This is a genomic window from Psychromonas aquimarina ATCC BAA-1526 (genome assembly GCF_000428725.1).
GTDB lineage: Bacteria > Pseudomonadota > Gammaproteobacteria > Enterobacterales > Psychromonadaceae > Psychromonas > Psychromonas aquimarina.
The window spans coordinates 107,377-130,011 of the sequence record NZ_AUAM01000011.1 but is presented as its reverse complement, the minus strand read 5'-3'; the positions used below and the strand labels follow the sequence as shown (position 1 = coordinate 130,011).

The following is a 22,635-nucleotide window of genomic DNA, read 5'->3' as shown; positions in this document are numbered from 1 at the left end:
GAACGAATAGCCCAATTCTATCGCCCTACGCGGAAAGAGCATAACAATTACTCATGCTGTAGACGGTAAATATGAGTAAGGAGAAATCAGCTTATTGCTGATAGATTTTAAATTAAACAAAGAAGCCCTGTTCACAGGGCTTTTATATCTCTATTCGACCTGCAGTCTCTGTCCCGCACCTAAAAGACAGGGTCTCCAGCCGAACAGGCTGTAAGCCATAATAACGGCGTAACACATTGCGGGAATGATTAAGGAAATAACCAGGCTGCTGCTGTCAGCCAGCAGTGCCTGCATAAGCGGCAGAACGGCGCCGCCTACACCTGCCATTACCAGCATGCCGGAAGCCTGAGCTGTACTTTCCCCGAGCTTGTCCAGAGCAATGGAAAATATCACCGGGTACATAATTGAGTTACACAGGCCCACAGCAATCAGCGCCCAGCCTCCAGAAATGCCCGGAGAAACAACAGCAGAAAGTATTAGAGCTGCCGCGGTAAGTGCATTAATAAACAGTACTTTACGGGCGCAGATATAACGAAATACAAAGGGGCCGAGCAACCGTCCTGTCATTGCGCCTGCCCAGTATAATGCAACCAGTTTGGCACCCGTCTGTGTCGAATAATCTCCCTGTTGATTAAGATAACTAAGCAGAAAACTGCCTATACTGACCTCGGCTCCGGTATAGCAGAAGATGGTCAGCATGCCGAGCAGCAGATGGCGATAGCGCCATGCGGGAAATGTTTTCTGTTTCTGCTTTACTGATACCTGTCGCGGCTCCGGCATAAAGCTTATTTTCATAATAATTATCAGTACTGTTATGACGGCGGCTGTCAGCAGATAAGGGCCCTGCACCAGTTCTGCTTTATCCTGTGCTGACAGATCTGCTGCCGAAAACAGCAGTAGAGCGCCGATATAGGGGGCGATGGTTGTTCCCAGAGAGTTGATACCGGAAGCCATGGTCAGCCGGGAAGCCGCCGTGCTCCTGTCGCCCAGTGCCGCCGCATAGGGATTCGCGACAACCTGCAGAACTGCGACGCCCATCGCAGTGATCAGCACTGCCAGCAGCACCAGAGGGTAGGAAAAAGCGTCGGCTGCCGGATAAAAAGCTAATGCACCGGCAGCTGTTAAGGCCAGCCCGAAAAGCAGGGTGTTTTTATAACCTATTGAGTGCATTAGTTTAACGGCGGGCAGGCTGATCAGCAGAGGGCTGGATGAGAAGACTGCCTGAATAAGCATAGATTCGCTGTAGCTAAGCTGAAATACCTGCTGCAGATGAGGAATTAAAACACTGTTCAGCGAGGTCAGAAATCCCCAGATAAAAAATACTGAACTCAGTAATGTCAGGGCCGCAGTAGTCCGGTTTTGCGGCTGAGATTTAGATAAAGGCATTTTAAGCTTCCTTTAAAGTGGTTGATTATTCGTATTAGAGGACTGTTTGCGGCAGGAGGTTAAATACGTCTGAATGACGGCTGAATAAGTTTTAGCCGTCATTATTTTTCTGTTAAATCAGAGTGCTTCTGCTGTATCTGCTGCGTATTTCTCTTCCAGATTCTGCTGAACCTTATCTAACTCGTGATCGTTAAGGCGGTAGAATTTGATATAGATAAAGTAGGAAATCAGGCAAAGTAAAGCGGGCGCCAGATAAATCAGCTGCAGGGACTGCAGCGTATCTGCTGTCTGCTCCTGGTTAGGCACATAACTGATCATGGTCAGGCTGATGCCGATCAGAAAACCGGTTAAAGCGCCGGAACATTTACTGATCAGAGTATGCACAGAATAAGAGACGCTTTCTGAGCGGATACCCATTTTCATATCACCATAATCAACGGTGTCGGCAACCATCAGCAGCACCATCAGCCAGTAAACTGCAGTGGAAACGCCGCCGGTTATACCTGCTATTGATACAAGCATTTTAGATTCAGGCGCATAATTGGCGACCAGATAGAGTATAGCTGCGGAGGCAACCGGCAGCAGCAGAGAGACAGAAAATACGAATTTTCTGCCGAACTGCTCCATCAGTTGCGGGAAAATCAGCAGGGAGCCGGTGCCGAAGATACCAGCCCAAAGCATATAGGTAGTGAACAGGCTCTGATCACCGAGCACATAAGTGTAGAAATACAGATTCAGTCCGCCGGTCATATTGGCGGCAATGTTGTAAAGCAGGGCAAGTGAAAGCAGTACAACAAACTGATCATTTTTGAAAATTAATCTAAGGGCATCTTTTATCTTTAACGGTTTAGCTGTCTGAGTATTTTCTTCAAAGGACTGTTCAGTCCAGATACAGGTAACAGTAGCGCTGATAACAGCCAGTACGCCGCTGATTACTGCAAACAGCATGAAACCATGGCCGTCATCACCTGCTCCAAGTTTACTGACCGCCATCACTCCTACACCGCTGGCAATATAATTTGCTAACGAAGCGAGCAGTCTCGGGTAAGGCATCAGTCTTTCGCGTTCGCCTTTATCCAGAGTTATGGTCGGGATAAGTGACCAGAAAGGGGCATCCAGCAGTGTATAAGTCATACCCCAGCCGACATAGGTGATAACAATATAAATCAGCTGCTCTGTACCGGAGAATAGGTGGGCTGAAAACAGCGCAACAATAAACAGTGCATTAAGAATATTACCGATAAAAATCCAGGGTTTATATTTTCCCCAGCGTGATTTCGTTTTAGTAACCAGATAACCCAGGAGCGGATCGTTTATTGTGTCCCAGATCCGCGCGCCAAGGAAAACCGAACCTATAAATGCCGCTGAAGCACCAACAACATCCGTGTAGTAAAAAAACAGAAACGTATTTACTACCACTAAGCCGAAATCTTTACCAAACCCGCCGAAACCAAAAGCCAGTTTTGTCGGCATGCCGACTTTGTCTTTTCTAATCATTGCACTCATTACTATTCTCCAGATCATATTTACCAGACTGATAAATATGTTGATTTAAAACCATTAATTTTAAAAGCCGGATAAATCCCCGTGAGTTATCTGACTTTACTGCAGTCAGTCTTATTTACGAAGCACGATATAACCGGATTTGGGCATGTCAATTTCATTGAGCCCTTTATCCAGGTTCAGAGCTTCTTCTCTGACCATATTACCCAGACAGTCATAGGTAAGCGCCCCGACAGAAACGGCCTGCGGCAGTTTGACAAACAGGCTGTTTTCCATGGCACCGTTGATCAGAATAACTTCCTGTTCATCACTGTTGAAAATTTCACTGACCATACGGGCGTGCACTGTGACTATTTTTCTATTACCCAGCTGGCTTTCAATAAGCGGATAGTGCATTTCCGGATAAGAGGATTTCAGCTTACCCTTAAGCAGAAGATCTCTGTTGCTTCGCCAGAAACTCAGCCAGTGTCTGCTCATATGCAGGTGCTCAGAAGAGAGCTCTTTCATATCCGGCGATATCTGCGGTACAGAAAACAGGGTGTTGATAAAATGCAGACTGGCACTTTCAGCAGAGTCCTCATTTGACCAGATAAACATATCGGAATGCACGGCGGTATTGCCCGAGAACATACGCAGATCTATAATACTCATACGGTTCATGACTGAATCGTTCGGACAGTCATGTACACGGAATATATTGCCGTATTTACGGATCATCGGCCCAATGTAAGTCTGACGGAACTCAATCATAATTTCCGGATTGATGTGCGTTAGGGCTTCTCTGATGCCCGTCATTAAACTGTCCACAGCCTGCGGCAGAGATTCAGTATCACGCGCCGGATCGCTCTTCAGTGCGCTGCCTTCTGCCTGTGACATATTAAATTCATCAATAAAATCAAGCTTCAGGCCATCGAGGTTATAATCTGTCACAACACGTCGATAGGTATCAATCAGATATCTGCGTACCTCCGGGTAGCGGGGGTCCAGGGTGCCGCACTCATTCTGCTTACTGTAAAACAGCAGGTTATCCTTGAATTCATCCCAGATCCTGCAGCCTTGTCCGATAAACGGCACACTTAACCACAGGATATATTTCATGCCCATAGCCTGAACACGTTCTACGTGACCGCGCATATCAGGAAAGCGGCTTTCTGCGACCTGCCAGTCACCGCAGTATTTATAACCACGATTGTTATTCTCTGTCTGCCAGCCGTCATCAAGAATAATTGTTTTACAGCCGATTTCTGAGGAAAGACGGCACTGATCTTCAATCTTCTGCTGCGATAAATTCTGATGGAAGCTGTACCAGGTGGAATAGGCCGGCTCAAGCGCCGCTTGCGGCACGGGCATCTGATGATTATTAAACAGCTGTTCATACCAGCTGGACATATCTTCAACTGCTTCATAGTAGGGAACCGATCTCAGATCCAGGCGTAATGTCCCCTGATATTCACTGCGCTGTATAGAAGGGCTGCTGAATAAACGCATGCGGATACGTCCGACACGCTCCTCTTCATAAGCTCCAGCATGAATTTTTACCGATTCATTGGCATCGGACAGGGCATAAGCAAGACGGTTTTCACCATCCTGACTGTAGAAACAGCCCACCGGAGCCGCTTTGCTGATCTGGCTGTCATAATGAGGCCACCACTCAGGTATGCCTTTATTACGAATAGATTTCGGATTGCCGTACAGGCAGGGGGTCCAGCAGGAATGCATATTCACAAACGGGAAATGAACATCAAGCACTGCTTCAGGAAAAGTGACCGACTGTTTTGAGGTGATTGTGAAATCAATAAACACAACTTCATTATCTCTGCGCTCGCTGAGTGTTACTTCTAGAGGGGCATCTGCCGCCCCGGCCTGCAGATGAACGGATAACTGACCGGTATTGAGTGATTGTTTCATGTGTAACATCCTTTGCGTTTAATTTGATTAGTGATGTTTGTTCGTTCAGGGAAGAATATTCCGCACTCACGAACAGCTGTTCGCCACATTACTCCGAACAGCTGTTCGTGGCGACATCTATTTGCCTGAAATGACAACATAATTAACAAACTGCGACGCCGGTCAAATATTAGCCGGGGTGTTTTTGTGGAAATGCTTCACGGTCAGGCATAGGAGCCTATAGAAAGACCTGTGCTGGATTTAAACTGCATTTTTATACTAAAGTCTTGTTTTGTATCTATCTGTCGTTCAACGGAGTATTTCGATCACTGTTTGATGAATTTACATAATACAGGCGCTGTATAGGTGGATTTTGTTTAGCTTTATGCGATGGTAGAATAAATTTTTACTCCTTTTGCAGATACTTTTTATGGCTAACCCGAAAACAATCAACAGTGCTCAAATTGCTAAACTGGCCGGTGTATCGAGAAGCACTGTCTCTAAAGTTGTTAATAACTATCCGGATATCCCGGAAGAAACTAAGAATAAAGTACGCTCGGTAATGGAGAAGCACGGTTATACGCCGAATGCAGCTGCTCAGGTGCTTAAGGGCAAAGCACAAAGTGTGGTGGCGCTTTATATCTATGCTTCCGAGACCGATACACAAACGGATTCCTTATGCCGTCTTGGCTCCCCCTATGTGATGGGGGTTATTTCCAATTTCATTATGGCCGCCAGTCAGTGCGGATACCGTATGATGGTTGAGCTGCTGGTGCATGGAGAAGATGAACAGGAAATAAAAGGCAGTATTAAAAAATCCTTTGAATCCAAAAGTATTACCGCAGCTGTTTTTCTCGGGCTTCCGGACAGGGTTACTTTTATTGACCAGCTGGTTGCGGAGAACTTTCCCGTTGCAGTTATTGACCGGGATATTGACCAGAGCAAAGCGGCTGTCAATATATATACAAACGACAGTCAGGGGGCTTATCAGGCCGCGCATCATCTTCATCAAGAAGGTTTCAAGTCTATCTGTTTTATCGGCGGTGATGCGGATAAACGCTCTGCGCGTATGAGAGAAGAGGGCTACTGCCGGGCAATGCAGGAGTGCGGCGCGTCCCCCGTTGTAATACCCGGACATTTTTCCGAGCAGGCCGGAGCCCATGCCGCCGAGCAGATTATTAAGATGTCTCCTAGACCGGAAGCAGTTGTCTGTGCCTCCGATGCTGTGGCCTATGGTCTTATTAGAAAGCTGCGTGAAATCGATGCGCAGTATCTGGATATACTTGGTATTGTCGGCTTTGATGACACCTATTTTAATGACTTCCAGCATCCGCCTCTGTCTTCGCTGAAAGTGGATTTTGCAGCTATGGCTCGCAGTACTATAGCCGCGCTGCTGGACCCGGAACATAATAAGTCTGTTGTAGTGCCTGTGGAGCTGGTGGTGCGGGCTTCAAGTTTGTGCAGACATTAAATGCAGCCGAAGTTTCAAGCCGCATAAACCACCGGGTAATCGGCCTGCGGATGTTTAGATACTAAGGTCTTCTGGCCGTATACGGCTTTAATCATAGTTTCATTAAGCGCCTGCCAGGGAGTGCCGTCTGCCTGAATTTTTCCTTCATTAAGTACAATGATGCGGTCCGAATACTGGGCCGCCAGATTTAAATCGTGCAGTACCACGATCACAGCTGCTCCGGCATCGGCCATCTGCCGGGCAATATTCAGGGTATTATGCTGGTGGCACAGATCCAGCGCTGAAGTGGGTTCATCGAGCATTAAAATAGTCTGATGCCGCGACTGACTGATCTGGGTTAATACCCGTGCCAGATGCACGCGCTGTTTTTCTCCGCCGGAAAGCGAAGGGTATAAACGGTCACTAAGGTGGCTGATCCCGGTTTTATCCATTTTCTCCGACAGAACCGACTGCGCCTGCTGCGGAGCCAGACCCAGAGGCAGTAAACCTAATGCGGCCACTTCTTTAACGGTAAAGGCAAAATTTAAACTGCTCTGCTGCGGCAGCACCCCTAAATGTGCCGCCAGCTTTTGTTTCGGCCATTCACACTGTGCTGTGCCGAAATAACGGATACTGCTCTGCGCCCGCTTATCATAGGCTGTTTCACCGCATAATATTTTTAACAGGCTGCTTTTTCCGGCACCGTTCGGGCCTAATAAAGTGGTTACCTGGCTTGTGTGTATGGTTAAGGACAGATCGTCTAATAATTGTTTACCACCAAGGTTTAAAAAAAGGTGTTCACAGGAAATTGCGGGCGAGTTGTTATTAATTGTTGTCATAATCAGATTCTTCCGCGTTGAGTAAACAGCAAATAGATGAAAAAAGGTGCGCCGATCATAGCGGTAACAATACCCACAGGCAGTTCGGCAGGTGTAACGGCGACCCGGGCTACCATGTCGGCCGCGGTTAACAGCAGTGCACCGAGCAGAGCGGCCAGCGGCAGCAGACGGTTATGATCCGGCCCGCATAACATTCTGCCGAGGTGCGGAATAATTAAACCGATAAAACCGATCACCCCGGAGATACTGACGGTAATGCCGACACCGGCGGCAGCCAGTATGATCATTCTTCTTTTTAATTTCTGCGTATCAATGCCTAAATGTCCTGCCTCTGCTTCCCCTAACAGCAGGGCGTTTAAACCTTTGGCGTGATACATAAAAACAGTAAACAGCAGGAGCAGAGTGACTGCGGCCAGCAGTATGCTTGACCAGGTAGCACCTGCCAGAGAGCCCATGGACCACAGGGATAAATCACGGAGCATCTGATCATCGGCAATAAAGTTTAAATAACCGATAGCCGCTCCGGAAAGCGCGCTGACTGCGACACCGGCAAGCAGCATAACTGAAACAGAAGTACCGAATTTACTGGTGCCCAGTGAATAAACCAGAATAGTGGTTAATGCACCGCCGAGAAAAGCAAAGAAAGGCACTGCGGCAATATTCATTAATAACGGATAAGCTGTGCCGATATCCGCAAAAATAACAATGGCCAGGGCTGCCCCTAATGCCGCACCTGCAGAAACACCGATAATGCCCGGTTCAGCAAGGGGATTACGAAATAAGCCCTGCATTACTGCGCCGCTTAGAGCGAGAATAGCCCCGATTATCATGCACAGTAAGGTGCGCGGCAGACGTATCTGATGGATAACCATCTGAATATGCTCCGGCAGATCAGATGCCCAGGGAGATAAACCGGTAAAGCTGTCACGCATTGAAATCGACATCGGACCGATCACAATTGAGGAAGCTGCCGTAAGGGTTAAAATAACCAGGCCCAGTATGATTAATAAAGATAAAGGTAAACGACGTAACAGCATAAAAAACTCAGTTAAAGAAAGTGAATGTAAAAACTACTGGTATAAAAACTTATTTAAACGTTTTGCTTCATCCAGGCTTAATAAACCTAAACCGCCGATCAGCGCGCTGCCGTTAATGGTCATTACCGCTCTGTTTTTACCCGCCGGAGTGGCCGCCAGCATAGGCACTGCAGCAATAACGGCATCAATATCACCAAACTTATCTGCACTGCGCTGACTGACAATAACAGCATCGGGCTGCATCTTAACCAGGGATTCCATGGCTAAGGGTTTATAGGCATTAAGCTGCTCAGCAGCCGGGTTAACAGCGCCGGCCAGAGTGATAATTTCATCGGGAGTTGTTTCACTGCCGGCGACATTGGCAGGTCTGCCTTCATGAATCAGCAGAAACAGTACCTTCTTTTTATCCTGTGTCTGCGGCTGGTTAGCCTGCAGTGATGCAACCGTTTGATTTATTTCCTCTTTAAGCTGTGCGCTGCGGTCTTCGCTATGCGTAACTTCGGCAAGCTGATCTACGCGTTTTAATAATCCGGCAACTGTGGCTTCAGTATTAATAATATCCACGCTGACACCGGACTGTTTCAGCAGGCGCAGCGTTGATTCCGGGCCCATCTCATCGGAGCCGATTAAACGTGTTGGTTTCAGGCTGATTAACCCTTCGGCGGAAAGCTGGCGGTGATAACCGACCTTCGGTAAAACCTGCCCCTGGGGAAGATGACTGGTGACATCAACGGCAACTAAACTTTTCTGTGCATCCAGTGCATAAATCAGTTCAGTGACCGAACCTCCTGCGCTGATAATACGTTCCTGTGCGTAGGAAAAAGGGCTGCTGAAAGCCAGTATCGTGCCCAGCAGCGTAAATGCTTTAATCGTCGTCATTATCTGTTTTCCTCTTCAATTAATATTTGTGTTGCTTGGATGTTGTTTTCCTGCAGAAAAGCGAATAATTTCACCATATGCTGGATGTGTGCAGTTTTGTCGGAGGCAATGACAATATCCGGCTGCTTTTTGTCTTTAACCGCTTTTAATAAAGCACTGGTGAAATCCGGCCAGTCTGCAAATGACTTTCCCTGTACGGCCCAGTAGGGCTGCTGCGAGAGAATATTAATACTTACCGAGTTATCACTGAGCGCCGTATCGGCCTGCACATCAGAAGTCGGCAGCTGCACCTCTAATGACTGCAGTTTAATACTGGCGGTCAGCAGCAGAAAAACCATCACAATAAAGATAATGTCCAGCAGCGGGGTAAGATCCGGCTTGATTTCATCTTCTGTGAGAGAAGAAGTAATGCGGATCATATCTGTGCCTCCGGCTGTTCTGTACAGACGGACGGCTGCTGCACGGTTTTCTTATCAGCAGCTGCTTCTGTAAGAGTGATGCCTTCCATCCATAAATTGCAGTAATTAAGCGAATGCTCTAATTTGCTGATAATTTTATCTGCCCATAACCCCAGAAGCTGCGCGCCGGAGATCGCCGGTAAGGCAACAATTAATCCGGCTGCCGTGGTACGCATAGCAATACCCAGGCCGTCGGCAAGATCATTAGGCGTAATTGAGCCGCTGCTCTGGGCAACCGCTTTAAACATCTCGATTAAACCAATTACCGTACCCAGCAAACCAATTAACGGACTGAGAACACCGATTAAGGCTAACAGTTTCAAACCGGTGCGCAGCTGCTGACGTTTCTGCTGCAGCCACATGCCGGCGGCGTCTTCGCGCAGCGGTTTCTGGAAATGTCGATGCCTGATCAGCATTGCTATGCCGCGGCTCATCAATGCACGGTGCCCGCTTAAGTCTGCCGCCAGTTTATTTAACTGCTGCTGATCAGCCGCATTAGTTTCGCCCAGCAGCTGCTGGATATTCTGCGGCCCGAGGCGGGTAAAGAGCAGCAGCTGCACGAAGCGCTCCAGCAGCAGGGTAAGGGTAATGGCGGAGCATATTAACAGCGGCCAGCTCATTAAGCCGAGCTGCTGCTGGAGATTACTGATAGTTTCCATGGTTAATCCAGTTTAAATCTAATAGGAACAAAAACGCGCTGGGCAATGGCTTGGCCGTTGACCTTATGTGGAGAAAATTTCCATTTTTCAATGGCTTGTAAAGCCGCTGCATCAAGCATTTGCGTGCCCGATGAATCCTTTAGAGTTAATTTAATCTGTCTGCCTTTTTCATCTAACCACACCTCATAGGTGACTGTGCCTTCAATGCCTTTACGTTTAGCCAGACGCGGATAACGAGGCGGAGAGGGAGGAGACTGAAAACGCGGTTTTTCTACCAGCTGCGGTTTCTCCGTGGCGCCGGAAGGTGCCGGCGCACTTTCCTGCTTAGTCTCTTGAGTTTTTTCTTTAGGCTCAGCTTTGACTGTTTCGACTGGCTCTGTTTTTTCTTTGCTTTTAACGGGGGGCGCGGCTGGTTTGGCTGTTTTCTGCTCAGCTGCTTTTGGTTTTGTTATTTTCTTTTCAGCTGTTTTCTTCTTGGTCACTTTTTTTTCCAGCGCTTTCTTCTGCGGCTTTTCTATAGGCGCCTTTTTCTCTGGTGCTGCCTGTGCTGTTTTAGTTTCGCTGCCTGGTGGTTTCACTGACGTAAAATTCAGCGACACGGCCGTTGAGGTTGTACCAAGAGGGACCGCATAAGCTTTGTTTTCAGCCGCCGACCAGAACATTGCTGTGTGTAGAACCAGAGATAAACTTCCGGCAATAAAATATCGCTGCAGATTCATAATCGACTCCTTATGGCTGTTGTTTTCAAATCGCAGTGATTATCACTTAGTTTTGCAATGATATCAATTATCATTTGCATTCTCTTTTTCCTGCAGCTATGATTTGCCTCGAAAATCACATCAAAAGAAGTGACAATATGAAAAATAGACTCAACATTAAGCACTTAAATGAAGAGATAACGGGTATCAGTACACCGTCTCCATTACAGTTTGCTTTCTGCAGAAAAAAATCAGCACATGCAGGAGGCCGTGCTGCAGTAATTCCCAGGGAAGAGCAAGTCAGCCGCTTTGAACAAGCGCTAAAGCAGCCTGGCGATACAGCGCAGCAGAGATGTTTATACATTCATATTCCGTTCTGCCGGGTGCGCTGTACCTATTGTAATTTTTTCCAGCATGCCGCCAGTAAAACCATGATTGCCGATTATTTTGCCGCTCTGCTTAAGGAAATCCGCTGGAAGGCACAGCAGCCCTGGACACAGTCAGCACCTTTTCAAGCTGTGTATGTCGGCGGCGGCACACCTACCGATTTGTCTGCCGAGCAGCTGCTTATTTTAGGTAAAACTATCCGCAGTTATTTTCCTTTAACCCCGGATTGTGAAATCACCTTAGAGGGACGCATTAACCGTTTTGACGACTCTCTTTTTGAGAATGCACTGGAAGGCGGATTTAACCGCTTTTCATTTGGTGTGCAGAGCTTTAATACTAAGGTGCGCCGTTCCGCAAAACGCCTGGATGACCGTGAACCTCTGATGCGCCGTCTACAGGAATTAAGTGCAGTGAATGCCGCGCCGATCGTCATTGATCTGCTGTACGGTTTACCCTATCAGACCATGGATATCTGGAAACAGGATCTGCAGGACTTTTTAGAATCCGGCGTGCATGGCGTGGATCTTTATCAGCTGGTGGAGTTAGGCGGTATGCCGATGCAGGCTATGGTTGAAAAAGGCAGCCTGCCTGCCCCTGCTGATACGGCGGCTAAAGCGAAAATGTTTGAGTATGGTGTGCACTTTATGCGTAAACACCATATCAAACGTCTAAGTGTCGGTCACTGGGCGACCAGTAACCGCGAACGCAGTATTTATAACAGTCTGGCTAAAACTACAGCTGCTGTACTGCCGCTCGGCTGCGGTGCCGGCGGCAATGTCAACGGCCTTTCTGTAATGCAGGACCGCACCCTGGAAAACTACCTTAAATCAATTGAGACGCAGCAGCATTCAGTCGCCATGCTGAGTCTGCAGTCGTCCGATGCCGCAGTGCATAAAGAGATCACCGCAGCCTTTGACCGGGGGGTTGTATCACGCTCTGCACTGAGGCAGGTGAGCGGTTCGGATCTCTTTGAATACTGCCTGCCGCTGTTTGATGAATGGCAGAAAAAAGGTTTAGTGGAGGTTGAGCAGGACTATTTAAGCCTGACGTTAGCGGGACAGTTCTGGGCGGTGACACTGGCGCAGAATTTAATCACTGTATTACAGCAGGATGCCAATAATACTAATAATAAACAGCAGCATGCGGCTGCTTAAAGCGGAGAATATAATGTCTACAGCAATGTTAAAAGAACAGGTATTGGCAGTACTGGAACGTGAGCCGGCTTTACTGCCTAGTGCCATTGCAGCAGAACTGCAGGTAAGTGAAGCACAGGTGGTTTTTGCTTTTCCAAAAGCAATGACAACTCGAATTGACGGTTCTTTTTGTGAAAAAGTATTAACTGAGCTTGCCGGCTGGGGACCTGTGACTACGATTGTACATTCATGCTCTTCAATCTTTGAGGTGAAAGCGCCTTTTCCAAAGGGGAAAAACGCCCGCGGTTATTACAACCTGATGGGCAGAGAAGGGCAGCTGCACGGTCATTTACGTATTGATTTAGTCACAGATATTGCTCTGGTCAGCAAACCCTTTATGGGCAGTGAAAGTCATTATCTGGGATTTTTTACCGAGCAGGGCGAGTCTATTTTTAAAATTTATCTGGGGCGTGACGAAAAACGTCAGCTTTTCCCGGAGCAGATTGAAAAATTTGTACAGTTAAAAACACAATTCGGAGAATAATAATAATGAATGCTGAAATAAAAAAAGAGCGCCTGCAGAGTCGTTTAGGTCCTGAAATTAAAGAGTTTCGTGAAAGTAAAAAAACACTGCAGCTGGCGACGGTATGTAAAGACGGTAAGCCGAATGTGAGTTATGCTCCGTTTATCTCCCTGGAAGACGGTTATTATGTACTGATTTCTGAAATTGCACGCCATACGCGCAACCTGATGGAAAACCCGCAGGCTTCATTAATGCTGATTGAAGATGAAGCGACTGCAAAAACTATTTTTGCGCGCATGCGTTTAACTTTTGATGCCGATGCCCAGCTGATTGAGCGTGAATCAGAAAAATGGAATCAGGTTATTTCTGTAATGAAAGAGTCTCTGGGTGAGATTATTGACAGTTTAAGCGGCTTAGAAGATTTTAAACTGATCCGGCTGCAGCCGAAGAACGGTTTATTTGTTAAAGGTTTCGGCAAGGCTTACCAGGTGAGCGACAATGATTTAGTGGACTTTGTACACCTTGATAAAGGCCATACTAAGGTTGAGCAGAAAACTGCGTAAATAGATAAATTGTTCTCCTCAGACTGCCGGTTTTATCTGCCGGCAGTTTATTTCTCTGCTTAGTTTTTTACCGCTGCCGCAAACTTTTCGCTTCTAATATCAAAAATTTTTCTTTAACCAAGAAATGGAGTAATTAACCGCCTTTCGCTAGACTCAGTGTAACGGGCAGTCTACATTATTAGCCGCTCATAACTCATGCCTGGATAAAGGATTAAAAATCCATGAAAGTGCTGTTTCTTTTCTTCTCAGTGACCCTGTTAATGCTTACTGATGCTTCTTTTAACTCCTCTAGAGCAGATGAGTCGAGCCCTGCCGCTAAGCTGCTGTTCAGCATGCCGGATAACGATGGTATTCTGATCTCTTATATGGATGAAGTTTTAACAGAACTGACTAAAAGAACAGGCATAGAGTGTGTCATAAAAGTGCTGCCGAAAAAAAGGGCGCTTCATGATGCTAATCGAGGCGTGTTAGACGGCGTCGGCATTAGAGTAAAAGGTCTGCAGTCAAAGTTCCCTAATTTATCTATGGTTGCTGTACCGGTTATCACTGTGCAGCACACTCTTTTTGCTAAAGATCCCGAAATTCTCAGTTATGTCTCGGACCTGGACACTCTTATAAAGCACGCTCAGTTAATGGGTTATACCGTTGCTTATCTGCACGGCAGCAAGAAAGCCGAACAGGAGGTATCAGGGCTGCCTGCTGAAAATAAGCAGTACTTTTACCAGCCGCAGAAAATATTCCGCCTGCTGGAGTTAGGAAAAGTCGGTGTGTATCTTGCCGGCCCGGCAATCAGCAATCGTGTTATTCTCAATAATTTTTTTGCAGATGCAGGAATACAAGAAGCTGCAGTGATCTCTGAATTTGAGCTGTTTCCCTATGTGCATAAGAAAAACGCCGCTTATATTCCACAGCTGGAGCAGGCTCTGCGCGCAATGACGGATGATGGAACACTGCACAGAATTAGACTGGCCATAGAGATGGAATAGCCTGCTGCTAAAATATGTTTTATTGATCAGCCTTACAATAACTTCCGCTGTTTTTTTGTATGTTAATGATTCGTTTTGTAAATGGAGAACAAGCGATGAAAACCTGTCTGTTAATGATCCTTTTTTTACTAACCCCTTGTTTAGCGTCTGCCGCTGTCAATGCAGATCAGTCTTACACCTGGTACGATCTGATGCTGTTAAAAAAGCAGGGTAATGAAGATTATCTTCTGATTCCTTCAACAGCACATTGGAACCAGCCGGATGCAGATATCGATAACCCTAAATATTTGTATATGCAGCGTTACTGGTTGTGTGCTGAAAAAGATAAATACGGCATCTGTTTAAGTGTAAAACTAGCTCCAACTGTTAAAGCTAAGGTTGATGCACCAACGGAGCTGATCGCCGGTGAAATCTATACTTGGGAGCAGTCGCTGGCATTACGAAAAATCAAATCAGAAGAGATAATTCCCTGCCCGTGTATCTGGAATAATCCGCGCAAAAAGGGCACGATAAAGCAGGATGATCGTCTCTGGGACTGTGTTGTCAAAGATGATAATGGTCAATGTATCGGGATCAGCTTTAAACCATACGTTAAACGTTCAGTGAAGAAGAAGCAGTGATGATAGGCATTGTCTTCTTTTAATTGCTGCAAACCGGTCTATTATTCTAAAAAAGATTCGGAGCTTAATTTTTTATATAAGATCAAAAATTACCCCTTTCCTTCAAAGTGAAGAAAAGGTTATATCAAATGTCTGGACAGTGATTTAAGTACAGTCCAGGCAGTTTTCTGCTGAAATAGGTAAGAAAAAGGAATGATAAATTATGGATAATAAAGTAGTAATCAAACACCTGCCGGCAGTCGCTGTTCTAACTGCACTGTTTGCTCTGAGCGGCTGTCAAAGTACGGCACAAGCCCCGCGTGAAACAGGAAGCTCTAATCAGGAGCAAACTGCTGTCAGCGCCTTTTCTATGTATGAGCAGTCTAAAGGACAATATGAGATATGGCAGGAGACTTTGAAAGAATCACAGAAACTAAAAGTCTATTCTGCGGATTTATATTCTGATCTTCAGGAAACCTGGGGGGAAACAAAAGAAGTGTATCAGGTTATTGCGCTTGATCCTGCTAAGGCTGCTGAAAGTTATTCACTCTTTTCATCTTCCACCTATGCACAGGTATTTACTGAGCGTTTATTAAAAGTTGAAAAGCAGTTTGCCGCACTGATGAAGATTAAAGAGCTGGCGGATCAAGTATTGTCTGACGCCCAAGCACAGATCTTGTATTTACAAGAGATCGGCGCATCTATTGTTTCTGCCAATAACTATCGAGCTGTTTATCGTGATTATAGCGAACTGTATGAATATGTTGCCGAGGGAGAGATTGCTGAAGCCCAGGCTGAGCAGGTAGTTTTTCTTAAAAAAGCCAGAAAGCTGGAAGTTGAAGTTGTCCTAGAAAAATTTGTTGTTCCCCTGCAGACAAAACTGCAGATGTTTAAAAAAGATGATTTTCATTATTATGCCACGATCAGTTTTGCCAAAGCACAGGCGGCAGTCCGCAGTCTTGAAAATATCGTTACCGCTAATACGCGTGATTTAAAAGCGATAGAAAAAAGTGAGCTGGCGGCTGAGTTTGAACTGTCACACACTGCAAATATCGCTAATGAAGTTAAACTGCTGGCGAGTGTAGAAGATGAAAAATTTGAACCGCTGGTCTTAGAGTTTGAAAGAAAGCTGTTAAATGTTTCTCAAGCACTTAATGGTTCAGACTATAGAGATAAGCCGATAAAAATACAAAGCAGGCTGATTGTTGATGCGGTAAATACTCTGCATAAAAACAAAGACAAAGAACAGTTAGAAAAGCAGATCGCAGTGCTTGATAGTGAGCTTGAGGCATTAAAATCGGCTAATGACCAACAGGCCGCATTAACCGCCGCTGCTGAAAGTAAAAACAGTGAACTGCTTAAACAGTTAGAGCGCAGTGATTTCCAAGTTATCAATTTGCAGACTTTGATTAACTCTTATAAACAGCAGTTAGAAGTACAGCTTGCGCAGAGAGCAGTGCCGCCCGCTCCGCAGTTGAAGCCTGAAAGCGAACCGTTAATAACTGCGCAGCCCGAAGCCCAGCCTGTAACGGCAGCAGGAACGGAACCAGTTGTGGAAGCCGCGCCTGAAGAAGCAACGCCGGTTGTTGAAGCTGCACCGACTGTCGAAGCTGAACCGGTTGCCGAAGCTGCACCGGTTGTTGAAGCTGCCCCGGTTGTTGAAGCCGCACCGGTTGTTGAAGCTGCACCGGTTGTTGAAGCTGCCCCGGTTGTTGAAGCTGCCCCGGTTGTTGAAGCTGCCCCGGTTGTGGAAGCTGCCCCGGTTGTGGAAGCAGCCCCGGTTGTTGAAGCCGCACCGGCTGTTGAAGCTGCCCCGGTTGTTGAAGCTGCCCCGGTTGTTGAAGCTGCCCCGGTTGTTGAAGCAGCCCCGGTTGTGGAAGCAGCCCCGGTTGTTGAAGCCGCACCGGTTGTTGAAGCTGCACCTGCAGCATAAATTGATCGGCAGAGATAATGATTTTCTATGTATTGTTAACTCTGCCCTTAAGCTCGGCTGAATATCTGCTTTTCTAAAATGAATGGGCAGCTAAATAACTATTTTTATCTTTTAAATACTCCAGCATAATTTCGTCAAATTCTTCTACCACTGATTTTTTTACATAACTCTGGTTAATTAATAATGCAGATAAAGCCTGCAGTCTGGGCATGTCAGTTAATAAATCATAATTAAAAAAGCGTTTAACCAGGTCTAAACGGGTTAATATCGGTGCAAATGCACTGTCTACTAACGAGAATTGCGGGCCGTTAAAAAAACTGTCGCTACTGACTGTATTTTCTAAACGCTGCAGTTTTTCCGTTAATGATGCTTTATGTGTTTCAAAGTCTTCCTGGTTATCAGCGACCATCAGCATATGCTGATTCATGGTGACCTGACTGAGATATTCAATCCAGCCTCGGTCTTTGGCTTTCTGCAGGGGGGCAGCCGGCATGATCTGTTCAGCGGTAATTTCATCTAAAAATTCATTAATTACCGCTGATTCAAATAACACGTCATCACCATATTTTAGCAGCGGTACTTTACCTAAAGGGGATATTTTTAAGAACCAGTCCGGTTTATCCGTTAAATCGATATAGGTGATTTTGTAGTCGATCCCTTTTTTATTCAGGGTGATCACTGAGCGCTGTACAAAAGGGCAAAGTTTAAAGCTGATTAGTTCAATAGGCTGTGCTGTTAATGACATTGTTTATTTCCTTATGGAGTAATTACTAATGACACTTGGTATATTGCTGATAGTTACTATAGGGGCGGCTAGTTGAATAAACAAGTAGTCACCAGTTGCTCAGCTAGTTTCCTAAAGGTGCCTAATGACAGTTTCAGTGCCGTTACATAGAGAAAATAATTTACAAAAAGAATCTAAGACAGGTGTCGCTTCAGATTTCAGCGGCTGCGCGCTTTAGAGCAGGATAAGCTGATGAGCCGCAAGGTTTATGCAGAGATCCCGCCGCGTGTTGAATACAGCTCTACCGAGCTGGCAGAAAAGTTAAATCCAGCCTTGGATTTATTATGTGACAGGGGAAAAGAGTATCAGCAGGCACATGGTTAATTCATAAAAAGTCACACTGGGATTAAATAACAATACACCTGTTTCGTCCGTTTTCTTTAGCCTGATACAGTGCTTTATCTGCACGGCATAGAATTGATCTATGATCATCTACGCTTGTCAGTAAAGTAGCGCCAATACTAATGGTTATGGTTTTATTTGGGATAAATGAGCTGTTTTCGACATTTTTACGAATTCGTTCAGCCAGTTCATACAGGCCGTGTGCATTTATGTCTGAGCAGATTAACAAAAACTCTTCTCCTCCCCATCGTCCCACCACATCTATTTCACGCATGGATTTTTGTATCACCATGGCTGTATTTACAAGTACTTCATCTCCAACCGGGTGGCCATAGGTATCATTGATCGACTTAAATGAATCAATATCTATGATGATCACACCGTCATTCTTAGGGGTACGCTGGTTATGTTTAATCATATCCAGTAATACCTGATCCAGCTTGTTGCGGTTAAACAATTGAGTCAGTTTATCTGTTACAGACAGTTTCTGCAGTAGAGTGTTTTTTCTTTCTAAATCTAATTTGATGTTTTTAATTTCAAACAGTGCTTGTTCGGTTTCTTTTTTAGCTCTGCGCAGACGTCGGTTACAATATGAAAATATTATAAGAAAGCTGATAAACCCCAGGGAGATGTAAACTAGAAGTTTGTAGTTAATGATTTTTTTTACTTCGATGGTGAACCATTTATTATAGATTCTCTGGCGCTCTTCGTGATCAACTGAATTAACTGCTTTCTGAAATATTGAGCGAAGCAGATTTTCGTCACTACGCATAGCGAGTGATAATTCAAGCTTCTGCGGAAGCTGGCCGTTGATTTTTACATTACTAATATTCATCTCTTTTAGCGTGTAATTAATGATTTCCGGTGTATCAATATACGCAAAAATCTCGCCGCTGCTGACCAGCCGTATGCCGCTTTCAGCATTTTCTACTTCTACAATATCTAAGTTAGGATATCTGTTCTGCAGTTTTTTGAGCAGTATTCGCCCATGGTGTATTGCATATTTCTTATTAATATTACCTTTAAAACCATTAACATAAGCGTGCTTATTTTGAGTAGCAAGGGTGTAGTAAGAGGCGGCATAGGGGGCTGTAAAAGTTAAGCTGTCAGAGTGCTTATCTGAAGCTTCAAAAAGTGAAATAAGATCACAACGATGGTTTTTTAGTGCATTTCTGCTGTCATTCCAGTTTTTAGATGTCTGAAATTCAAAATGGATATCTAATCTTTTTGCAAAAATAGTAAAGAAGTCTGCAGCGATTCCCGTATATTGATATTCATTCATTTGTTCCAGGGGCATCCAGCTGGAATTCACACAGATATTTAACTTGCCTTTAAAAGTAAGGTATTCCTTTTCTGCATCAGTTAATTTGAACTGGCTCTTGCTGTTCACCCCGGCAACTTCCTGTTTAAACCAGCGGTTCCTTATATCAATGCGTTCCTGTTCACTAATGCTGTTTAAACCCTTATTAATAATTGACTGCAGCTCCGGCTGCTCCTTATTAAGAAAAAGAATTAATTCGAATGGTTTGCCGACAGAAAAAACGCCCTCAATTGTGCCGGCCAAGCCGACCTTACGGCTGAGATAAAGTACTGATTCATCCATAATAGTAAAGTCTACTTCACCGGATGAAAGCGCCTGTACTATTTCCGGCATTGTATTGTAATAGACCGGCTCTGCCGCTGGTGCGAATTTGCGCCATAGTTTATCAAACAATAAATTACCCCGCTGCAGGGCTATCCGTTTACCTTTCAGATCACTTTTACTATATATTTTTAACGGATTACCGTTTCTTACCAGTACCAGGCTGCTCATTGTTATATAAGGGTAAGAGGGGATAAACCACTGTAACCGGCTTTTGTCAAATATGGCCGTTGCCAGACCGTCCAGCCTGCCGTTTTTAGCTTTCCTCTGGATGTCAGACCAAACCCCGAGTTCAACACGGATATTCAGTCCGGTTCGTTCGGAAATTAACTGTAATATCTCTGCATCGTGCCCGGTGATATCACCACTTGCTTTCTTAATAAAAAACGGTTCAAACTCAAGGTCACTGCCTAGGACAACCTCGGAATGGCTGTCAATAAACTTTTGTTCTTGAAGAGAAAATGAAATAGGAACCTGATGCGCAGAAACTGCTGCGCTAGTAAAAAAGCACAATAACAGCAGGTAAAAACAAAACTGTTTTATGAGCAGAACAGAGTTTTTACTTATGTGATAACCACTATGGTTACGCATCTACTATTTTCATCCCTATAGATTTTTTCACGAGAAAACTATTACGGCATCTATGATGCGAGATTCAATGATTTTTCAGCTAATTAAACTGCCATGTACAGGCTGATTATAACCAAGCAGCAGAGTATAAATTGTGAGGAGGGATCTGAATGAAGGATAAAGTCTGCCGAAGGAAAAGGAAATGGCGGACTATTGGGCTTTTCTTTTCATATCAGGGATATTAGCCATAAAAGAGCTGAGTGTAATAGGCTGTAATTTTATATTTTATTGTTTTGTATAAGATGTCTTTTCGATACGACTGCATGAAAAGTGAGCTTATGAGCAGTGCTTGTTTTTACAGTAAAAACAAGATGTGAACCATAAAGCATTTGCTGTCAATTCGAAATTTCGTTGTACGGGCAGTGTTTTAGCCTGGCACAGCGGATCAATCACAATACTTTTGAACTGTTTATTAAACTACATAAGAAGGGAAGCAATGATGAAATGGAAAACCAGTCTGGTGACACTTACTATGATGGGAGTTATGGCCTCAGGGAGCTGGGCGGCAGGGATTGATGAGCCGGCAGGCTCTGCTGTTAATATGCTGAGCAGTCTGCAGGATGCAGGTTCAGTGAATTATGTTAATGCAGAGTTTCTGCTCGACAAGCAGGTTATGCCGCCCTCATTAACAGAGGTAAAAACACAGGTTTTAAATGAAAATAAGCGCTACCTGATTGACTTCAGTAATATTGACAGTGAGGCGGATAAAAGTATCGCTAAAGATAAATTACGGCAAAGTCTGGGGCTGGCAATGCCGGGAGATATGATTGTTATCAGCGCATATAAAGGTGAGTTGATGTTTTCGCAGCTAGAAGGTGAAGATGATGAAAATATTAAGCTGCTGGAAGGGGCATCAAAATCACGTGTAAAACGCAGCCTCTCTCTGCCGGCAGCTGATGACTCTATCCCAAACGTGGCTTTTTACCTTAATGCTAAACGGCCTATCTATGATTACGAATGTAATCTAACATGGAACACATATTTGGGACCGGTACAAAGTCGTTATGCCTGTGATAATGCACATATATCATTAATTTATAAGGTTAATTTACAGCGCTCCTTACGATATGAGGCTGCCGGAACTTCAACGCCGGATGCTAAAATAGTACGGATTGCGATTGATGATTCAAGCACCGGAGCCGGCATTCATCTAAATCATCAAATCAATAAGAATGTCTTAGTGATGCGCGGTATTCCATGGCCTGAGGGCGGCAATGAAGCTGAGCTGGTTACGACTGCAATAGCAAGAAACTACAGCTTTAATTTCAATGCATCGAATGACAAAGCCAATATTTTAAGAACTGTGCCTGCATCAAACCTCAATGCGAATTACAGCCACAAAGAAGTTTCCACATTTAATTTCGGGATCAGCGGCGGTGTAGAGGTCAGCGAAGACGGTCCTAAGGGCAAGCTCGATGCTAATGCGAGCTGGAGTGAGTCGAAATGGCTCTCCTTCGATACCAGTGATTACCGGGTTGAGCGTAACACTAATGACTCTAAACATGTTGAATTTAAATGGGCGAGAGAGCAGTATCCAACTGCTGAATCCATTAAAAAAACAACGATCCATGGTTATACTGCCGGCTTGACACTACCGGCAGATACCAGTCTTGTTAACCCCATTGGTTACGCTAGTTTTACACCAAAAATGGAGGTGATCTACCAGGCATCGCCAGAAGCAACGGGTACAACAACCTTAACCCTTGATTCTGCGGTAGATATTACCGGCTTTAGGTATCATACCTATGTAACCGGGTTCTTTGGTGTGCGTACTTATTACTCTAAAGACAGTGATAACCAGGTTAGGCGGGCAAACAAGAGAGTAAGTTTTGTGGTTGACTGGGATCATCCGGTATTCACCGGCGGTCGTCCTGTGAACCTGCAGTTGGCAAGCTTCAACAGTAAATGTATCTCTGCTGATAATCAGCAAAACGTAACGGTTCAAGAGTGCAGTGAAGATGATTTCCAGCAGGCATTTATCTACAGCAGTACAGGGCAGTACGTCAGTGCGCAAAACACTAAGCAGTGTTTAGATGCTGAAGATCTCAGTCGTCTGCAGAGATGTGGTGCGAACTTAAGTCAGCGCTGGCAGTGGCAGGAAAACAGCAGTCAGTTGCAGAATAAGTTTACTCAGGAATATTTAGGACACCATAAAACAACGGGTGAATTGTTACTGACACCTGTTATAGGCAGTGATGATGGTGATGTAAATACAGATACGTACACTTCTTACGTTAATGTGTTTGGTGCATCAACGGTAGAAAAAAATACTGATTTTTAGCATCAGTCTTGCTTTTTAAAGCAGGAAAGCAAAGGC

At 45.1% G+C, this 22,635-nt stretch carries 20 protein-coding genes; 9 read left to right on the top strand and 11 right to left on the bottom strand.

Features of this window, described 5'->3' with window-relative positions; translation table 11 throughout:
- Nucleotides 1–150: 150 nt before the first annotated feature.
- The 3 genes from G337_RS25575 to G337_RS0104195 form a co-directional block, all read right to left on the bottom strand.
- Nucleotides 151–1,386, bottom strand: a complete 1,236-nt coding sequence (locus G337_RS25575; protein ID WP_051302939.1) for a sugar MFS transporter — start codon at nucleotides 1,384–1,386, stop codon at nucleotides 151–153.
- 117 nt (nucleotides 1,387–1,503) lie between these two features.
- Complete coding sequence (gene melB, locus G337_RS25570) at nucleotides 1,504–2,892, bottom strand: melibiose:sodium transporter MelB (RefSeq protein WP_037027062.1); 1,389 nt, start codon at nucleotides 2,890–2,892, stop codon at nucleotides 1,504–1,506.
- A 111-nt stretch (nucleotides 2,893–3,003) separates the two neighbouring features.
- Nucleotides 3,004–4,797, bottom strand: a complete 1,794-nt coding sequence (locus G337_RS0104195) for a glycoside hydrolase family 36 protein (RefSeq protein ID WP_051302938.1) — start codon at nucleotides 4,795–4,797, stop codon at nucleotides 3,004–3,006.
- A 409-nt stretch (nucleotides 4,798–5,206) separates the two neighbouring features.
- Between G337_RS0104195 and G337_RS0104190 the strand changes: the two genes are divergently transcribed.
- Nucleotides 5,207–6,247 (top strand): LacI family DNA-binding transcriptional regulator, encoded by a 1,041-nt coding sequence (locus G337_RS0104190; RefSeq protein ID WP_028862762.1) that lies wholly within the window; start codon nucleotides 5,207–5,209, stop codon nucleotides 6,245–6,247.
- Nucleotides 6,248–6,261: 14 nt separating this feature from the next.
- Here G337_RS0104190 and G337_RS0104185 read toward each other — a convergent pair whose 3' ends face one another.
- From G337_RS0104185 to G337_RS0104160, 6 genes are read right to left on the bottom strand one after another with little or no spacing between them, the layout of a single operon-like run.
- Nucleotides 6,262–7,065: a heme ABC transporter ATP-binding protein gene (locus tag G337_RS0104185; RefSeq protein ID WP_157619211.1), complete on the bottom strand. Its 804-nt coding sequence runs from the start codon at nucleotides 7,063–7,065 to the stop codon at nucleotides 6,262–6,264.
- Nucleotides 7,066–7,067: 2 nt separating this feature from the next.
- Entirely contained in the window at nucleotides 7,068–8,102 is a 1,035-nt protein-coding gene (locus tag G337_RS0104180; RefSeq protein ID WP_028862760.1) for a FecCD family ABC transporter permease, read from the bottom strand.
- Nucleotides 8,103–8,135: 33 nt separating this feature from the next.
- Nucleotides 8,136–8,981, bottom strand: a complete 846-nt coding sequence (locus G337_RS0104175; protein WP_084605276.1) for a heme/hemin ABC transporter substrate-binding protein — start codon at nucleotides 8,979–8,981, stop codon at nucleotides 8,136–8,138.
- Complete coding sequence (locus G337_RS0104170) at nucleotides 8,981–9,400, bottom strand: ExbD/TolR family protein (protein WP_028862758.1); 420 nt, start codon at nucleotides 9,398–9,400, stop codon at nucleotides 8,981–8,983. The genes G337_RS0104175 and G337_RS0104170 overlap by 1 nt, the downstream gene beginning before the upstream one ends.
- On the bottom strand, nucleotides 9,397–10,098 hold the full coding sequence (locus G337_RS0104165) for a MotA/TolQ/ExbB proton channel family protein (RefSeq protein ID WP_028862757.1): 702 nt from the start codon (nucleotides 10,096–10,098) through the stop codon (nucleotides 9,397–9,399). Before G337_RS0104165 ends, G337_RS0104170 begins: the two co-directional genes overlap by 4 nt.
- A gap of 2 nt (nucleotides 10,099–10,100) precedes the next feature.
- Nucleotides 10,101–10,817, bottom strand: a complete 717-nt coding sequence (locus G337_RS0104160; protein WP_028862756.1) for an energy transducer TonB — start codon at nucleotides 10,815–10,817, stop codon at nucleotides 10,101–10,103.
- Between the two features lie 137 nt (nucleotides 10,818–10,954).
- Here G337_RS0104160 and hutW point away from each other — a divergent pair, with 137 nt between their 5' ends.
- The 6 genes from hutW to G337_RS29010 all read left to right on the top strand — a co-directional run bounded on the left by hutW (nucleotide 10,955) and on the right by G337_RS29010 (nucleotide 16,920).
- Complete coding sequence (gene hutW, locus G337_RS0104155; protein ID WP_028862755.1) at nucleotides 10,955–12,337, top strand: heme anaerobic degradation radical SAM methyltransferase ChuW/HutW; 1,383 nt, start codon at nucleotides 10,955–10,957, stop codon at nucleotides 12,335–12,337.
- Between the two features lie 13 nt (nucleotides 12,338–12,350).
- Nucleotides 12,351–12,860: a heme utilization cystosolic carrier protein HutX gene (gene hutX / locus G337_RS0104150; protein ID WP_028862754.1), complete on the top strand. Its 510-nt coding sequence runs from the start codon at nucleotides 12,351–12,353 to the stop codon at nucleotides 12,858–12,860.
- A gap of 5 nt (nucleotides 12,861–12,865) precedes the next feature.
- Nucleotides 12,866–13,402 carry a heme utilization protein HutZ gene (gene hutZ / locus G337_RS0104145; RefSeq protein ID WP_028862753.1) on the top strand — a complete coding sequence of 179 codons (537 nt, stop codon included), beginning with the start codon at nucleotides 12,866–12,868 and terminating at the stop codon, nucleotides 13,400–13,402.
- Nucleotides 13,403–13,623: 221 nt separating this feature from the next.
- On the top strand, nucleotides 13,624–14,388 hold the full coding sequence (locus G337_RS0104140; RefSeq protein WP_028862752.1) for a type 2 periplasmic-binding domain-containing protein: 765 nt from the start codon (nucleotides 13,624–13,626) through the stop codon (nucleotides 14,386–14,388).
- Nucleotides 14,389–14,453: 65 nt separating this feature from the next.
- The gene (locus tag G337_RS0104135) at nucleotides 14,454–15,008 is read left to right on the top strand and encodes a hypothetical protein (RefSeq protein ID WP_157619209.1); all 555 of its coding nucleotides are present in this window, start codon (nucleotides 14,454–14,456) and stop codon (nucleotides 15,006–15,008) included.
- A gap of 202 nt (nucleotides 15,009–15,210) precedes the next feature.
- A complete protein-coding gene (locus tag G337_RS29010) occupies nucleotides 15,211–16,920 on the top strand; it encodes a hypothetical protein (protein WP_028862750.1) in 1,710 nt (569 codons plus the stop codon).
- 73 nt (nucleotides 16,921–16,993) lie between these two features.
- On the opposite strand, the gene G337_RS0104125 is transcribed toward G337_RS29010, so the two are convergent.
- A complete protein-coding gene (locus tag G337_RS0104125; protein ID WP_028862749.1) occupies nucleotides 16,994–17,665 on the bottom strand; it encodes a glutathione S-transferase family protein in 672 nt (223 codons plus the stop codon).
- A gap of 231 nt (nucleotides 17,666–17,896) precedes the next feature.
- On the opposite strand from G337_RS0104125, the gene G337_RS25565 reads away from it, so the two are divergent.
- Nucleotides 17,897–18,028, top strand: a complete 132-nt coding sequence (locus tag G337_RS25565; RefSeq protein WP_084605274.1) for a winged helix-turn-helix transcriptional regulator — start codon at nucleotides 17,897–17,899, stop codon at nucleotides 18,026–18,028.
- Nucleotides 18,029–18,050: 22 nt separating this feature from the next.
- On the opposite strand, the gene G337_RS0104110 is transcribed toward G337_RS25565, so the two are convergent.
- Nucleotides 18,051–20,279, bottom strand: a complete 2,229-nt coding sequence (locus G337_RS0104110; RefSeq protein ID WP_028862748.1) for a transporter substrate-binding domain-containing diguanylate cyclase — start codon at nucleotides 20,277–20,279, stop codon at nucleotides 18,051–18,053.
- 475 nt (nucleotides 20,280–20,754) lie between these two features.
- Between G337_RS0104110 and G337_RS0104105 the strand changes: the two genes are divergently transcribed.
- Complete coding sequence (locus G337_RS0104105) at nucleotides 20,755–22,599, top strand: leukocidin family pore-forming toxin (RefSeq protein WP_211235778.1); 1,845 nt, start codon at nucleotides 20,755–20,757, stop codon at nucleotides 22,597–22,599.
- Nucleotides 22,600–22,635 lie beyond the last annotated feature (36 nt).